Raw genomic sequence first — 15,926 nt, forward strand, 5'->3', positions numbered from 1 at the left:
GCCAGCAGCGTTTCGGCCTCTTTGAGGATTTCCGCGATATTGGGCTCGCCCGCAACGGGCACGCCGGCGGTCAGCTTGTCGATGAATTCGGTGACCTTGCTTTCCGGCACCGCGCCCATGAAACCGTCGGCGGGCTGGCCGCCCACGAAGGCGATCACCGCGGGGATCGACTGGATGCCCATCTGGCCCGGGATCGCGGGGTGGTCGTCGATGTTCATCTTGACCAGCTTTACCCGGCCCTTGGCGGCCCGGACGGCCTTTTCAAGGATCGGGGTGAGCTGCCGGCAGGGGCCGCACCACGGCGCCCAGAAATCGATCAGCACCGGCTGGCGCTTGGATTCCTCGACCACGTCCTTCACGAAGGTCTGCGTCGTGGTGTCCTTGATCAGATCCGCCGCCGCCTGCGGCGCCGGTCCGCTACCTTGCTCCAAAATGCTCACGTCATCCTCGCCTTGGTGTCTCGAACATGCCCGGTTCTAGCACGGCCTTAAATGGCGCTGGGAACGCAATTTTCAATCCGGCGGAACCCGCCGATGCGGCCGCTGGCCGGACTTTCGCGGCGCGATTTGCTCGCCGCCCGGGCCGTTTCGGGCCGGTTTGCGTGCAACCGGCAGTTTTGGCCGGTTTAAAGGGCGATCCTGCGCCATTTCGCACCTGTTGCATTCACCGGCCGCATTTGGCATAGCTCTGCCCGTTGCCGGCACCTTGTTCGCCGCCAATTCCATCGGATGCGGGTGTAGCTCAGTGGTAGAGCACGACCTTGCCAAGGTCGGGGTCGAGGGTTCGAATCCCTTCGCCCGCTCCAGGGATTCTCGAAATGGCAAAGCGCTGATTTTGACAACAAGGCCGCCGTTTGGCGGCTTTGTCGTGTGGCGCCAATGTGCTGGGTGTCTATAATTCGCGAGCCACAAGCGAGGATAGAGGTGTTCGAGCGGGGATATCGGCGACAGCTTGAGGCCGACCTCGTCAAATGGGTCGCGGGCGGCGTGATTTCCGGCGCCGCCGCAAATTCCATCCGCACGGCACGATTTGGCGAGGAAGCGGCCTCGCGCCTCCCCGCACTATTCGCCATGCTCGGGGCGCTCCTGCTGGCGGCCAGCGTCAGCGCTTTCGTTGCGGCGAACTGGCAGGAGATTCCCCGCACTGTCAGGCTTGCCGGCATCCTCGTGCTGATTGCGGGCTGCTTTTTTTCCGCCTTGCTTCTGGAACGGCGCGGGATGCCGAACGGCGCCGATGCGGCGGTTACGCTGGCTACGCTTTGCTTTGGCGCGGGCGTCGCGCTTGTCGGTCAGATGTATCACCTGCCGGCTGACTGGCCGGCCGGCGCGATGCTGATCGCGATCGGTGGATTGGCAGCCGCGGCATTGACGGGCAAGAACGGCCCGCTCGTCATTGCCTTCGTGGCGATGACGTCATGGTCATGCGGAAGGTTCGACGCCTGGCAATGGCGCGAAATCCATTGGTCGTTTCTGCTGCTGTTCGTGCCGGGTTTCCTGCTGGCCCTGGGCCGTGAAAATCGTCTGCTCGCGCACGTGGCGATTTTGGCCCTTAGCGTTTGGTTGGCGACGTTGTTGGTACCGCAGGCCGGTGGAAAGTATTTTTTCAGACTGATCGATGGAGGCCTCGCATTGTCGGCAGCTTACATCGCGATCGGGTTGCTGGCTCTGGACCGGGGCTGGCCCGCCGTCATGCAGGCGCTTCTGCCATGGGGCTCCTGGATTTTCGGAATACTGCTCTGCGCTGAAATCTTTCTGGTTCTGGAAGAGTCGCGCGTCACCGTGCATGCCGTCGATTCCTACATCTATCTGGCCTATGGAGCGGCGCTGGTCGCGCTGGCGGCGCTCGCGGCCTTGCGGCCGGAAAGAGACAAAGGCAGACTCGTCATCATTGCGGCTTGTGTCGCCGGCCTGACAATCCCATTGATGCTTGCCGGCTTTGCCGGAACCAACATTCCCATTCGCGTGCTCGTCCCGATCGCCGTGCTCGCCAGCACACTGGCCTTGATTGCGGGCGGGCTTCTCGCCGGCCTCGGAACATTGATTGCGGCAGGTTACGCGGTGTTCGTTGCTTCGATACTGATCCTGCTTTGGCTTACCATAGGCACCTTGCTGAACCAGTCGTTGTTCTTCCTTGTTGCCGGCGCTGCGCTGGTTGGCCTCGCAGCAGGCGCGCGCATGCTGGCAAACCGGTCAAGACGTGACATTGCACAACCATCAGGGAGTTCAACCTGATGAATGGAATCGACAATTTCATCGGCCGCGTGCCGCGGCTGCTGCGCTATAGTCTTGCCGCGCTGGTGCTGTGCGGGCTGATCCTGGCCACCGTTGTGCAGCGCGCAGCGATACTCCGAAGCGGCCAAGAGGCGCGGCTCGAGGTCGTGCCGGTCGATCCGCGCGCTCTGTTTCGCGGCGATTATGTCGTTTTCAATTATCGTATCGGCACGGTTGATCTGCCGAAGGATGCAGCGAGTTCCTTCACGCGGGGCCAGCAGGTATTCGTGACCCTGCGCCCGGACGCCAGTAACAAGTCGAAGGCCGTTGCAATTTCGGCCGAACGGCCTGCAGCTTCCGGGACCGACATCGTTATCTCAGGCGTTGTGTCTTCTCCCTCGGCCTGTCCGTTGAACGAAACCGGGGTCAGGGACTGCAAGCTCGGAAGCAACGCTGTCGGGGTGCGCTACGGCCTTGAAAGTTATTTCGTGCCGGAGGGCGAGGGGAAGAAAATCGAGACAACCCCAAAAGCGCTGTTGGAGGTCGTTGCCGCCATAGCGCCGTCCGGCCAGGCCGCGATCAAGCGCCTGCTGATGGACGGCAAGCCGGTTTATGATGAGCCGCCGTATTGACGAATGATCTTCGGGCTAAGGGCTGGCTGCTCCACCCACTTCGATATCGGGGCCTAATAGCTGACTCAGATGTCCCGTCGTTCGTCCTGCGCGGCGTGATGGATGTACATGATCTCGACCACCTCTCCAGTATTCCGATAAAACACTTTGTAAGGATATCGGAGCAGCGGCACGGCCCGAACACCTGGTCGTTCGGCGACTTCTTGGGCGCCATCTGGCCACATGCCAATACGAGCAATCACCGATCGCAACCGGATCAAAAACGCGTCGTAGACGGCTGGATAATTAGAAGCGATATAGGGCAGGAATCTCGTCAAGGTCTTCGGATGCGTCGTCGGTGTAAACGACCTTCATGCAGGCCGGTGCTTTTTGAAAAGCTCTTCGATCCGCTCGTCAGTTGCAAATCGGCCTTCGCGCGCGGCCTTGAGGCCCCGGTCAATGCCCGCAAGTTCTTCCGGCGTCGCATGATATTTGCCGGTGCCGAGCCCGGCATCGATCTCGCGCGCAAGTTCAGCGAGTTCAGCTTGAGCCGCTTCGGGCCACGCTTTGGCGAGTTCCAAAACTTCCTTGAGTTTGTTCGCTGTCATGGGGTGTGCATAGCACAAAGCTCGCTTCGGTGGTAGCGATGCCCGGTTGAACGGGTGATGCGATGCAGCGCGAGCAAGCCCAAAATTATCCCAATTGCCCGGCTTGAAGAAATTTCTTCTCAATACCGCTCTGCCCGGCAGGGTCGCGCGGTGCGCGCTTCTCTCTTTGCCCGGATGTGGTAGCATTTTGCGGTCTACCCCAACGACCACCACACGACTCGTCTCTGGTAGCGTTCAGAACAAATAACAGGCGCGGCTCGACCGGGCCGCATAGGGAGTGACGCGATGAAATCGGCTTTCAATCGATCCATGCTTGCGTGCGCCGCCGCCTTCGCCATCTCGGCGATCACAAATCTGGCCACCACCGAGGCCAGCGCACAGCAAAAAGCTCTGAAGAAATACGAGTCCGGCACCAAGCAATTCTGGACCAATCCGCCCGATGACTGGTTCCTCGGCGATGAGACCGAAGCGCAGAAGGGCCAGGCGCCGCCGTCGGGGCCGCCGACCGGCGCTTCGGAGGCCGAACTCGCGGCGATGATGAAGAAGATAAAACTGCCGGCGGGCTTCAAGATCGAAGTCTACGCGCCCGGCGTGCTCGCCGCGCGGCAGATGGCCTGGGGCGACAACGGCACGCTGTTCGTCGGCTCCTTCGGCCTCGGCAACGTCTACGCCATCACCGACAAGGGCGGCAAGAAGGAGGTCAAGACCATCCTCAAGGGCCTCAACATGCCGACCGGCCTCGCCTTCCAAGGCGGCGCGCTTTACGTCATCGCGGTCGACAAGCTTTTGAAATACGACAATGCCGAAGCCAATCTCGACAAGATGCCGGAAGGCAAGGTTGTCTATGACGACATGCCGTCCTATGCGGCGCATGGCTGGAAATATATCGCCGTCGACAAGGACGGCTGGTTCTACCTGCCGTTCGGGCCTCCTTTCAACATCGGCATCCCGCCCACCTCGGTATCGCAGATCCGCCGCGTCGACCCGAAGACCGGCAACGCCGAAATCTGGGCGCTCGGGGTGCGCAACAGCGTCGGCGGCGACGTCGATCCGCGCACCGGCAAATACTGGTTCACCGAGAACGCCCGCGACTGGATCAGCGACGACATGCCGAGCGACAAGCTCAACATGATCTCGAAGATCGGCGAGCACTTCGGCTATCCGTATTGCCACCAGGGCGACATGCCGGATCCGAAATTCGCCATGGGCCATCAGTGCTCCGAGTTCACCCCGCCGGTGCTCAATCTCGGCGCGCATGTGGCTCCGCTCGGCATGAAGTTCTATACCGGCGATCAATTTCCGCCTGAGTACAAGAACAACATCCTGATCGCCGAGCACGGCTCCTGGAACCGGCACAAATACCAGGGCGCGCGCATCAAGCGCGTCATCGTCGGTCCCGACGGCAAGAACCCCAAGGAGGAGATTTTTGCATCGGGCTGGCTCGAAGGCGACACCGGCTATCTCGGCCGTCCGGCCGATATCGTGCTCGCCAAGGACGGCTCGATCCTGGTCGCGGACGACTGGGCCGGCGCGATCTATCGCATCAGCTACAGCAAGTAGCGTGTGAATGAGCGAAGGCTGCGGCGGTGTTGTGGCCGCCGCAGCCGTCCCGTCATTGCTTCGTCGCTTCGCTTCTCGCAATGACGAATGACCCCGCCGTGTTCTCGATCAGCCGCCGGTAGAAGCGGATCATGTCGGCATAGCCTTCGATGCTGAGCCGCTCGTTGGTGCCGTGAAATCGTTTCAGGTCGTCGGCGTTGGCGCGAACCGGGGTGAACCGCAGGACATTGTCGCTGATTTCGGTGTAGTGGCGCGAGTCGGTGCCCGCCACCATCAGGCCGGGCGCGACGACGGTGTCGGGGAAAATCTCCCGGATGGTACGGTTGAGCGCGCGGTAGGGTCCGCTGGAGGTCGCCGTCACCGCGGGCGGATCGATATTGCCGGCAAACGGCTCGATGGTAATTCGATCGTTGCCGATGGTGCGGCGAACGTGGTCGGTCACGCTCGCCTGCGTATCGCCGGGGATCAGCCGGAAATTCACCGTGGCCGCGGCATTGCCGGGCAGCACGTTGTCCTTGTCGCCGGCATTGAAGATGGTCAGCGCGGTGGTGGTGCGGATCGTCGCCTCGGTCGGTCCGGTTTTTTCAAATTCGCGGAGCAGCAGAGGCTTGAACAGCCAGAGGTTGGACAGCACGACGCGGTTGAAGCCCTTCATTTCCGGCGCCAGCGTGGCGAACATTTCAGAAACCGCGCCGCGCGCCTGAGTCGGCAGCCGGTTGTCCTCCAGCCGCGCCAGGGCCGCGCTCATCATGCCGATCGCGGTGTCGCGCGGCGGCATCGATGAATGACCGGGCGTGGCATGCGCCGTCAGCACCAGCGTCGCGTAGCCTTTCTCAGCCACGCCGATCAGCGCCGCTGGCCTGTCGAGGCCCTTGACGATGCCGTCGGTGATCAGCAGGCCCTCGTCGAGCACGAACTCGAGCCGCACACCGCGCGACGCCAGCAACGCCGCGATCGCTTTTGCACCCCGGGTGCCGCCTACTTCCTCATCGTGGCCGAACGCAAAATAGATCGTCCGTTTCGGGCGAAAGCCCTGCTTCGCCATCTGCTCGGCGGCTTCCAGCATCGAATAGAGGTTGCCCTTGTCGTCCCACGAGCCGCGGCCCCAGATAAAACCATCGGCGACGACGCCGTCGAACGGCCGCTGTTGCCAGTCTTTCGCCGTGCCCGGGGAAACCGGAACCACGTCCTGATGCGCCAGCAGCGCGATCGGCGCAGCCTTCGGGTCTGACCCCTCCCACGTGTAGAGCAGGCTGTAGGTTGCGACGATCTCGCGTTTCGCCGCGGCATGAAATGCTGGAAAGCTTTTGACGATATGCGCCTGCAGGCCGCGCAGCGCCTCGGCGCCGGAATCCGGATTGAGAAAGTTCGAAATGGTCTGGAAGCGGATGGCCTCGCCGAGCCGCGCCGCGGCGTCCTGTTCGTCCACCTGCACGCGGGGTACGGCGGCAACCTGAATCTGCCGCGAGGTGTGAGCGATAACGTTGAACAGCAGGACGCCGGCGAGAATCGCGACAGCCACGACGATTACCAGTGCTGTATTGCGAATCAATCGTAACGGCCGGCGCATCGTTTTTCTCCGTGTCCCGGACGCGCTGCAGCGTTCTTCACGCTCTGCGCGGAGCCCGGACCATTTTCGTAGGGTGGGCAAAGCCAACGGGTCGCGCGAATGCGCGCCCGATGGCGTGCCCACCATAACGTTTCAAGGGTGGGCGCGGCGCAAGAATAATCGCTCGCGAAGATCCTGCAGCCTGTCGTAAATAATAAAATTATAGTCCTTAACATCAAAGTGCAGAGCACTCTGTTTATTTATCGTGTGAATCACGTCCTTCTGAAGTGCATGAATGTAACCTAACTCGTAATAACAATTCAGCTTTTCGTCAGTCAAATCTGCGATGATGAAGGTCGCACCTCTCATCAAGCTTAATATCTTATCGGTAATCCGGCCGTTGTGTTCAACTTCGTCAGCCCTGACACAATCGCATCCACAATTTGTAACAATCGGCTTTATGCCATGCTCGTAATGATCTTGTAATGCAGAGTTCCCACCGAAAGACATTATCACGAAACAATTGGTTTCGAATTTCCGTTAGTCATTCAAACATCCCAGCAGATAGGAGCAAGTTCGATATCGTACTACAAAAAACTCTGCGGATCGACATCGACCTCGAGCTTCAAATTGCCTTTGGTCTTCGGTCCCGCCGCGAGCCATTCGCGTAAGTATTCCGACAAATCCACACCACGCGCCGACTTCACCAATAACCGGAAGCGGTAGCGGCCCTTGATCACCGCGAGCGGCGCCTCCGCCGGCCCCAGCACCTGGATGCGCGGATCGATCGGCGCGATGGCCGCAAGCCTCCGCGCAAAACTTTCTGCCGTGGGGCGATCGCCGCCGGAAATGATCAGGCTCGCCAGCCTTCCGAACGGTGGATAGCCCGCGCGTTCGCGTTGCTCGATCTCGCTGGCGTAAAACGCCTCGCGGTCGCAGGCGACCAGCGCTTTCATCACCGGATGCTCGGGCTGATGGGTCTGCAGATAGCCGACGCCGCGGCCCTGATCGCGCCCGGCGCGTCCAATCACCTGATTGAGTAGTTGAAAAGTTCGCTCGGCGGCGCGCGGATCGCCGTTGCCTAAGCCGAGGTCGGCATCGACTACGCCGACCAGATTGAGCCGCGGAAAATTGTGGCCCTTGGCCACCAGCTGAGTGCCGATGATGATATCGACGCGGCCCGCCGCGATCTCGTTGAGTTCGCTGCGCATGGTTTCGATCGAGGTGACGAGATCGCTCGACAGCACCATGGTGCGCGCCTCCGGAAACAGCGCCGCCGCCTCTTCCTGGAGGCGCTCGACGCCGGGACCGACCGCCACCAGCGATTGCTCCGCCGCGCAGTGCGGACAGACGTGTGGGCGCGGCATCGAGAAGCCGCAGTGATGGCAGACGAGGCGCTGGCGAAAGCGGTGGTCCACCAGCCATGCATCGCAGATGGTGCAGGCGAAGCGATGCCCGCAGGCCCGGCACAGTGTCAGCGGCGCATAGCCGCGGCGATTGAGAAACAGCAGCGCCTGCTCGCGCCGCTCGACGGCAAGCTTGATCTCCTCGGCCAGCCGCGGCGAAATAAAACGTCCGCGCGGCGGCGCCTCGCGGCGCAGGTCGATGGCCTCGATATGTGGCATGTGCTGGCCGCCGAAGCGCTGCGGCAGCGCCACGCGCTGGTAGCGGCCCTTGCGCGCGTTGACCTCGGTCTCGAGCGAGGGCGTCGCCGACGCCAGCAGAACCGGAATTTTGGCGATGCTGGCGCGCACCACCGCCATGTCGCGGGCGTGATAATGCGCGCCCTCGTCCTGCTTGTAGGCCTGGTCGTGCTCCTCATCGACCACGATCAGCCCGAGATTGGCGTAGGGCAGAAACAGCGCCGAGCGCGCGCCCACCACGACCTGCGCCTCGCCCGCCGCGATCGCCGCCCAGTTGCGGGCGCGGGTGCGCGGCGTCAATTCGGAATGCCATTCCAGCGGCCGCACGCCAAAACGCGCGGCAAAACGATCGAGGAATTGCCCGGTCAGCGCGATCTCCGGCATCAGGATCAACGCCTGTTTACCGCGCCGGATAATCTCGGCGACGGCTTCGAAATAAACCTCGGTCTTGCCGGAGCCGGTGACGCCGTCGAGCAGCGCGACGTGAAAGCTGCCGTTCGCCGCCAGCGCCCGCATCGCGTCCACCGCGGTGCGCTGCTGGCGCGAAAAATCCGGCATTGCGAAGGAGGGATCGGGCGCAGGCGGCGGCGGTGCCGGCGGCAGCGCCTCGGTGGCCAATGTGCCCTCGTCGACCAAGCCGTCGATCACGCCGGCGCTGACGCCGGCTGCCCTGGCGGCTTCGGATTTTCCGTGCAGCAGGCCGTCCGACAAAACCTCGATCAGCCTGCGCCGCGCCGGCGTCATGCGCTGCGGCGGTTTGCCGGCGAGCCGCACCCCCAGCCGCGTCCGCTCGGGGCCGAGATGCTCGCCCATCCGCAAGGTCATGCGCAGCACCATGCCGCGCGCCGACAGCGTGTAATCGGCGACCCAGTCGACTAGCTTACGCAGTTCGTCCCGGAGCGGCGGCACGTCGAGCTTTTCGCCGACGTCCTTGAGGCGATTGTGCAGGCGCGGATCGGGATTGGCGTTTTCGGCCCACACCACCGCGATGACCTCGCGCGGTCCCAGCGGCACGCACACCACGTCGCCCGGCTTAAGTTCCATGCCGCGCGGCACGCGGTAGGAATAGGCCTGATTGAGCGCGACCGGCACCAGTACATCGACCACGCGCGCGGCTGACGCTGCAGATGACGTGCCGGTGCGCGTAAAGTGGTCCATCCGGAATCAGACTCGAGGTGAGGATGAGGCTAACTTAAGGTCGCGCGCCGGTCGGGGCCAGCGACACGAGCGTGTGAAGGGAACGAAATTCACGCGGTTCACCAAAGGTAAACCACCCGGGTGTGATAGTATCGGCCTTATCTCACCTGCTTCGAGAACCAATGGCCAAGCCTGCTCCCATAGCGCCGCAAATTGATCTCGCCTGCGCCGCCGACGATATCGCGCTGCAGATGACGCGATGGCTGTCGCATCTGCGCGCCGAACGGCGGCTGTCACCGAAGACGCTGGAGGCCTATGCCCGCGACGTCCGCCAGTGCCTGATGTTCCTCAGCAAGCACTGGGGCGCGCAGGTAGCGCTGTCGCGCTTTGCCGCGCTTGAAGCCAGCGACATCAGGGCCTTCATGGCGTCGCGGCGCGCCGACGCCATCGGCGGGCGATCCTTGATGCGTGCGCTGGCGGGCTTGCGCTCATTCGGACGTTTCCTTGAACGCGAAGGCAAGGGCAAGGTCGGCGCCCTGTCGGCGATCCGCGCGCCAAAAGTCGGCAAGAGCCTGCCGAAGCCGATCCAGATGGCCGCGGCCAAACGCTTCACCGAGGCCGGCGAGCGCGCCGGCGAAAATCGCGAACCGTGGATCTGGGCGCGCGACGCCGCCGTAATGGCGCTATTGTATGGCTCCGGCCTGCGTATCTCCGAAGCGCTGGGGTTGAAGCGCCGCGAGGTGCCGCTCCCCGGCGCCGGCGACGTGCTGATCGTGACCGGCAAGGGTAACAAGACGCGCATGGTGCCGGTGCTGCAGAACGTGCTCGCGCTGATCCAGGCCTATGTCGCGATGTGCCCGCACCCCCTCCCCGCCGAAGGACCGGTCTTCGTCGGCGCACGCGGCGGCCCCTTGAGCCCGCGGATCATTCAGCTCGCCATGGAACGGTTGCGCGGCGCGCTCGGCGTGCCCGACAGCGCGACGCCGCATGCGCTGCGGCACTCCTTTGCAACGCACCTGTTGACCCGCGGCGGCGATCTGCGCGCGATCCAGGAACTGCTCGGCCACGCCTCGCTCTCGACCACGCAGATTTACACCGGCATCGACACCGAACGGCTGTTCGAGGTCTACAAGACGGCGCATCCCAGGGCCTGAGCTTCCTTTCGTCATTGCGAGTCAGCGGGTCGGCGCAAAGCGCCGCCCGATGACAGATTTCGCGAAGCAATCCAGCGGCTCCGCAGTAAGACTGGATTGCTTCGTCGCAAGTGCTCCTCGCAATGACGGTGGGGGACCGCCACATTCCCCTTGCACGAGCCAAGCCTATCGGCCAATGCTCGCGCAGTTCCGCCGGGAGGGAATCATGGGCGCACATGAAAGCATGGAGCACGCCGAGCATGCCGAGCATGCTTCCGGCTCCAACAAGAAGATCGCATTGCTGATCGCGGTGATCGCGCTGTTTCTCGCGTTCTCGGAGACGCTGGGCAAGGGCGCCCAGACCGAGGCCCTCGGCAAGAACGTGGAAGCCTCCAACCTCTGGGCGTTCTTTCAGGCCAAGAGCATCCGCCGCACCGTGGTGCAGGCGACGTCGGATCAGGCCAAGTTAAGTCTCGGCGTCATGGGCGACGACGCCGCCAAGGCCGCGCTGAAAAAGCAGATTGAAGAGTGGGGCAAGACCGCGGCGCGTTACCGCTCGGAGCCGGAAACCGGTGAAGGCTCGGAGGAATTGGCCAAACGCGCCAAACACGCCGAGCACGAACGCGACCTCGCGCTGGCGAAATACCATCACTACGAGGTGGCCTCCGCCGCCTTCCAGATCGGCATCGTGCTGGCGTCGGCCACCATCATCACCGGCATGATGGTGCTGGCGTGGATCTCCGGCCTGCTGGCGATCGTCGGCCTCGCCTTTACCGCGATCGGCCTGTTCGCGCCGCACTCGGTGCATCTGATGTAGGTCCCGCGCCCCGGATGCTGCGCAGCGCGCCGCATTTTGCGGCGTGGTGCGCTGCTAAGCCGGGGCCGTCGCCAGCGCAGTGTTCGTAACGGTCCCGGCTCTGCGGAGCGGCATAAGAATGCCGCACCGCGTCCGGGACACGGGCCTTACTCAAGCATTCTTGCAAAGCTCCAGCACCGCGTCGGCAAAAGCTTGCGGCGCTTCCTGCGGCGGGTTGTGACCGACGCGCGCCAGCACACGACGCTGATACGGGCCGCTAAAATGCTTGCCATGCGCTTCCGACCCGCGGTGCGGTATCACGCCGTCATCGGCGCCGTGAAGGACGATGGTGGGAACGCTGATCTTCGGCTGCGCGGCCAGGCGCGCCTCGACCGGCGCATAGCGCGGATCGCCCGCAACGCTGCCGGTGCGATGCCGATAGGAATGGATCACGACATCGACAAAATCTTCGTTGTCGAACGACGCAGCCGTTCGCTCGAACGTCGCCTCGTCGAACGCCCAGGTCGGCGACCACATCTTCCACAGCAAGCGGGAAATCTCGCGGCGCTTCTGGGTCAGGCCGTTGCGGCCGCGTTCGATGTGAAAATAATACTGATACCAGAGCCGCGCCTCGTGTTCCGGATCGGCGGGTTTGCGGGAGTTGGCAATGTCCTGGATGTTGTAGCCGGTGCAACTGACAAGGCCCGCGACCCGCTCCGGCCGCAGCGCCGACACCACGCAGGCCGCGCGGCCGCCCCAGTCATATCCCGCCAGCACGGCCTTCTCGATGTGAAGCGCGTCGAGCAACTCCAGCAAATCCTGTCCAAGTGCGGCCTGCTCGCCGGAACGCAGCGTCTCCGCGGACAAGAACCGGGTGCCGCCATAGCCGCGCAGATACGGGACAACCGTGCGGAAGCCCGCGGCGTTGACCATCGCCACGACCTCGTCGAAGCCGCGCGGATCGTAGGGAAAGCCGTGCAACAGCAGAACCGGCAGGGCATCGTCCGGACCGCTCTGCTCATAGGCGACATCGAGCACGGGGGTTTTAATGCGAGCCGGTTGCGCCAAGGGATTACCGCGCAGCGTGAACGCGCTTGCGGAACTGCTGGATCATCCGCAACAAGCGCGAGGACCCGCGGGCCGCACCGATGGCTTTCTTGATCCGCAATTTTACCGGATCGATGATGGCATGGGCCTTGGCGCGCAACATCATCACCCAGTCATACAGTTTTTCGAACCAGGCCATCTGCAACAGTTTCGGCCGCGTCACGTCGAAGATGAAAGCCGCGACGCCGAGGCCGAGGAATTTTGCGAGCACGAGGATGACGACGGCGCTGACCCAATACTCGTTGGCGAGCAGCCACAGCCCGAACATCTTCAGCGGAAACAGCGGGACCACCGGCACGATGAAGACGATCAGCGTCATCGCCGGTGACAGCGTGTCGACACGTTCGGCGAGCCACACCTTGAAGGCGCGCAGCGGAATCCACGCCACTACGCGCTCGACGACGGGCTCCAGATGATCCCACAGCCACGCTTCGATCAAAAAGATCAGCGCAAGCAGAACCCACAGCGGCTGGAGAATGCGGCGCAGCATGAATGCGTGTCCACGGTCCGGCGTACCGGACAATGATCACATATGGATGGCGCGTTTGCCAACTGCAAGCGCGGCTTCCTTGACCGCTTCCGAACGCGTCGGATGGGCGTGGCAGGTGCGCGCCAGATCCTCCGCCGAACCGCCGAATTCCATCAATACGGCGGCTTCGTGGATCATTTCGCCGGCTTCCGCGCCGACGATGTGAACGCCGAGCACGCGATCCGTCTTCGCATCTGCGAGAATTTTCACGAACCCCTCGGTGGTCTGGTTGACCTTGGTGCGCGCATTGGCGGTGAACGGGAACTTGCCGACGTTGTAGGCTACGCCTGCCGCCTTCAGTTCTTCCTCGGTCTTGCCGACGGCGGCGACTTCCGGCGAGGTATAGACCACGCCGGGAATGACGTCGTAATTGGTATGGCCGGCTTGCCCGGCGAGGATTTCCGCGACAGCAATGCCTTCATCCTCGGCCTTGTGCGCCAGCATCGGGCCCGCGATCACGTCGCCGATGGCATAGACGCCCTTCACATTGGTGGCAAAATGTCCGTCGGTCTGCACGCGGCCGCGCGGGTCGAGTTCGACGCCGGCCTCTTTCAGCCCGAGCCCTTCGGTGTAGGGCACGCGCCCGATCGAGACCAGCACCACATCGGCGTCGATGGTATCTGCGGCGCCGCCGGCGGCGGGCTCGACCTGCGACTTCAACATTTTGCCGGAAGCGTCGATCGCGGTGACCTTGGCGCCGAGCTTGAATACCATGCCCTGCTTTTCAAGGATGCGTTGGAATGATTTTGCGACTTCGCCGTCCATGCCCGGAAGAATGCGGTCGAGGAATTCCACCACCACGACTTCCGATCCCAGCCGCCGCCACACCGAGCCAAGCTCGAGCCCGATCACACCGGCGCCGATCACCAGCATCTTTTCCGGCACCTTGTCGAGCAGCAGCGCCCCGGTCGAAGAGATGATGCGCATTTCGTCGATCTCGATGCCTTTCAGTCTTGCCACGTCCGAACCGCTGGCGATGACGATGTTCCTGGTCTCCAGCGTCTCGACCTTGCCGTCGGCCGCCTTCACCTCGACCTTGCCCGTGCCGACGATGCGCCCGGTGCCCTGATAGGAATCGATCTTGTTTTTCTTGAACAGGAAGGCGATGCCCTTGGTGTTGCCGTCGACTCCGTCGGATTTGAATTTCATCATGGTGGGAAGATCGAGTTTTGGTTTGCCGACCACGACGCCCATCTTCGGCAGCGCGTGGCTCGCTTCCTCGAAACGCTCCGATGCCTGCAGCAGTGCCTTCGACGGAATGCAGCCGATATTCAGGCACGTGCCGCCGAAGGTCGGCCACTTCTCGACCACGGCCACCTTCATGCCGAGTTGCGCCGCGCGGATCGCGCAGACATAGCCGCCAGGACCGGTGCCGATAACAACGAGATCGTATGCCATCTAATTCTTCTTCAGCGTTGCGATTTCCTGGGACAGTGTTTTGAAGCTCGATTTGATCAATTCAAGCTGCTGCTCAAACCGGCCATCAACGGAGTCAAACCGGCCATCGATGGACTCAAACCGACCATCGACGGACGCGAACCGGCCATCGATGGACTTAAACCGGTCATCGACCGACTCGCGAAACGTTGCGATTTCCTGGGACAAGCTTCTGAAGCTCGATTTGATCAATTCGATCTGCTGCTCAAACCGATCATCGACCGTCTCGCGAAATGCTTCCAGCCTGCCGTCGGCCCGGCTTTGCTCGGCCTTGACCGCGACCATGTCATGCCTGAGCGCAACCAGGTCACCCCCGACATCCGTGCGCATTTGCGCCATGTCGGACTTCACCTGTCTGACGTCGCCCTGCAGGCGCCTGATCTGTTCACCCAGAAACCGAAGATCGATTTCTTCAGCCATATGGCAACTCCGAGCGCGTTTGTATTCAACCTGCGAGATGAAGAAGACGAGCCTGTCGCTCCGCGCGTTGGCGCAGCGAGTCCGAGCCAAAATCGATTTCATCACCGTCGTCGTCAAGCCAGAAGATACAGTGACCGTAATCTTCGAGCTTGAGATCGTCAAAGCGGGCAGGATCGACCCGAAGGAAGTTGAACATCTCACCTTTTGCAAGTATAGGCCGCAAATCAACGATGCCGGAAAACCCGTCCTTCCAGACGATCTTGACGACGCCGAATATAACTGGCTCCGCACTGAGCATGGCGATAATTTCAGTCACGGCACTCTCTCCGTCACCGCCTGAAGGTATTACCGCCCGCCCGACACATCAAGGATGGCGCTGGTCACGTAGGAGGCATCGTCCGACATCAGCCAGACGATGGCGTTGGCGATTTCGTCCGCGCTGCCGACGCGTTTCATCGGCACCATAGGCGCCAGCCGATGTGCGCGGTCGGGATCGCCGCCGCTGCCGTGGATTTCCGTGTCGATCAGCCCCGGCCGGATCGCCGCGACGCGGATGCCTTCGCCGGCGACCTCATGACCGAGACCGATGGTGAAGGAATCGATCGCACCCTTGGAGGCCGCGTAATCGACGTAAGTGTTGGGCGCGCCGAGTTTCGCGGCGACCGACGACAGATTGACGATGACGCCGCCCTTGCCGCCATGGCGCGTCGACATCCGCTTCACCGCCTCGCGCGCGCACAGGATGCTGCCGGTGATATTGATCGCCATCATGCGCTGGATGCGCTCGGCGGACATCTCGTCGACGCGGGACGTGACCCCGATGATGCCGGCATTGTTGACCAGCGCACCGAGTGTGCCGAATTCGTCGGCCGCCCTGAACAAACCCAAGATATCCTTCTCGCTGGCAACATCGCATTTCACCGCGATGGCCTTGCCATTTTTGGCTTCGATGGTGGACACCACTTCGCGCGCCGCGGCTTCGTTGGCGGCATAGCCGAAGCAGATTTTAAAACCGCGCGACGCGGCAGCAATCGCGGTGGCGCGGCCGATGCCGCGGCTGCCGCCGGTGATTATGACAACGCGATCGGTCATGACGTCCCGATCACAGATCCAGCACCAGCCGCGCCGGGTCTTCCAGGCTCTCTTTGACCCGCACCAAAAACGTCACCGCTTCCTTGCCGTCGAT

Annotated in this window: 16 protein-coding genes and 1 tRNA gene; 6 read left to right on the forward strand and 11 right to left on the reverse strand. The window is 62.6% G+C overall.

Annotated features, from left to right (window positions below; all coding sequences use genetic code 11):
* The coding region (gene trxA, locus VGP39_RS14975) for a thioredoxin (protein ID WP_327568883.1) at positions 1-440 on the reverse strand (440 nt) is incomplete at its 3' end.
* 290 nt (positions 441-730) lie between these two features.
* Between trxA and VGP39_RS14980 the strand changes: the two genes are divergently transcribed.
* The 3 genes from VGP39_RS14980 to VGP39_RS14990 all read left to right on the forward strand — a co-directional run bounded on the left by VGP39_RS14980 (position 731) and on the right by VGP39_RS14990 (position 2,842).
* Positions 731-805 (forward strand) — tRNA-Gly (locus VGP39_RS14980).
* 73 nt (positions 806-878) lie between these two features.
* Positions 879-2,231: a DUF2157 domain-containing protein gene (locus VGP39_RS14985; protein WP_327568884.1), complete on the forward strand. Its 1,353-nt coding sequence runs from the start codon at positions 879-881 to the stop codon at positions 2,229-2,231.
* On the forward strand, positions 2,231-2,842 hold the full coding sequence (locus VGP39_RS14990) for a GDYXXLXY domain-containing protein (protein WP_327568885.1): 612 nt from the start codon (positions 2,231-2,233) through the stop codon (positions 2,840-2,842). The genes VGP39_RS14985 and VGP39_RS14990 overlap by 1 nt, the downstream gene beginning before the upstream one ends.
* 65 nt (positions 2,843-2,907) lie before the next feature.
* Here VGP39_RS14990 and VGP39_RS14995 read toward each other — a convergent pair whose 3' ends face one another.
* Together VGP39_RS14995 and VGP39_RS15000 are read right to left on the reverse strand one after the other, a co-directional pair.
* A complete protein-coding gene (locus tag VGP39_RS14995; RefSeq protein ID WP_327568886.1) occupies positions 2,908-3,159 on the reverse strand; it encodes a hypothetical protein in 252 nt (83 codons plus the stop codon).
* Between the two features lie 33 nt (positions 3,160-3,192).
* Positions 3,193-3,639, reverse strand: a complete 447-nt coding sequence (locus VGP39_RS15000) for a hypothetical protein (protein ID WP_327568887.1) — start codon at positions 3,637-3,639, stop codon at positions 3,193-3,195.
* Positions 3,640-3,714: 75 nt separating this feature from the next.
* On the opposite strand from VGP39_RS15000, the gene VGP39_RS15005 reads away from it, so the two are divergent.
* Positions 3,715-4,989: a PQQ-dependent sugar dehydrogenase gene (locus VGP39_RS15005; RefSeq protein WP_327568888.1), complete on the forward strand. Its 1,275-nt coding sequence runs from the start codon at positions 3,715-3,717 to the stop codon at positions 4,987-4,989.
* Positions 4,990-5,041: 52 nt separating this feature from the next.
* On the opposite strand, the gene VGP39_RS15010 is transcribed toward VGP39_RS15005, so the two are convergent.
* Positions 5,042-6,559, reverse strand: a complete 1,518-nt coding sequence (locus VGP39_RS15010) for a M20 family peptidase (RefSeq protein WP_327568889.1) — start codon at positions 6,557-6,559, stop codon at positions 5,042-5,044.
* A gap of 566 nt (positions 6,560-7,125) precedes the next feature.
* Complete coding sequence (locus VGP39_RS15015) at positions 7,126-9,339, reverse strand: primosomal protein N' (protein ID WP_327568890.1); 2,214 nt, start codon at positions 9,337-9,339, stop codon at positions 7,126-7,128.
* A 161-nt stretch (positions 9,340-9,500) separates the two neighbouring features.
* On the opposite strand from VGP39_RS15015, the gene VGP39_RS15020 reads away from it, so the two are divergent.
* Both VGP39_RS15020 and VGP39_RS15025 read left to right on the forward strand, forming a co-directional pair.
* On the forward strand, positions 9,501-10,472 hold the full coding sequence (locus VGP39_RS15020; protein WP_327568891.1) for a tyrosine recombinase XerC: 972 nt from the start codon (positions 9,501-9,503) through the stop codon (positions 10,470-10,472).
* Between the two features lie 205 nt (positions 10,473-10,677).
* On the forward strand, positions 10,678-11,268 hold the full coding sequence (locus VGP39_RS15025) for a DUF4337 domain-containing protein (protein ID WP_327568892.1): 591 nt from the start codon (positions 10,678-10,680) through the stop codon (positions 11,266-11,268).
* Positions 11,269-11,418: 150 nt separating this feature from the next.
* Here the strand turns inward: VGP39_RS15025 and VGP39_RS15030 are convergent, their stop codons facing one another.
* Genes VGP39_RS15030 through VGP39_RS15055 form a run of 6 tightly spaced genes read right to left on the reverse strand, consistent with a single transcriptional unit; the run spans position 11,419 to position 15,832 of the window.
* Positions 11,419-12,315 (reverse strand): alpha/beta hydrolase, encoded by an 897-nt coding sequence (locus tag VGP39_RS15030; protein ID WP_327568893.1) that lies wholly within the window; start codon positions 12,313-12,315, stop codon positions 11,419-11,421.
* A 4-nt stretch (positions 12,316-12,319) separates the two neighbouring features.
* Positions 12,320-12,844 (reverse strand): hypothetical protein, encoded by a 525-nt coding sequence (locus tag VGP39_RS15035; protein ID WP_327568894.1) that lies wholly within the window; start codon positions 12,842-12,844, stop codon positions 12,320-12,322.
* A gap of 36 nt (positions 12,845-12,880) precedes the next feature.
* Positions 12,881-14,281, reverse strand: a complete 1,401-nt coding sequence (gene lpdA, locus VGP39_RS15040; RefSeq protein ID WP_327568895.1) for a dihydrolipoyl dehydrogenase — start codon at positions 14,279-14,281, stop codon at positions 12,881-12,883.
* On the reverse strand, positions 14,282-14,740 hold the full coding sequence (locus tag VGP39_RS15045; RefSeq protein WP_327568896.1) for a hypothetical protein: 459 nt from the start codon (positions 14,738-14,740) through the stop codon (positions 14,282-14,284).
* Between the two features lie 25 nt (positions 14,741-14,765).
* Complete coding sequence (locus tag VGP39_RS15050; protein ID WP_327568897.1) at positions 14,766-15,056, reverse strand: hypothetical protein; 291 nt, start codon at positions 15,054-15,056, stop codon at positions 14,766-14,768.
* A gap of 29 nt (positions 15,057-15,085) precedes the next feature.
* The gene (locus VGP39_RS15055) at positions 15,086-15,832 is read right to left on the reverse strand and encodes an SDR family oxidoreductase (RefSeq protein WP_327568898.1); all 747 of its coding nucleotides are present in this window, start codon (positions 15,830-15,832) and stop codon (positions 15,086-15,088) included.
* Between the last annotated feature and the right edge of the window lie 94 nt (positions 15,833-15,926).

The organism is Bradyrhizobium sp. (assembly GCF_036009065.1).
Lineage (GTDB): Bacteria > Pseudomonadota > Alphaproteobacteria > Rhizobiales > Xanthobacteraceae > Bradyrhizobium.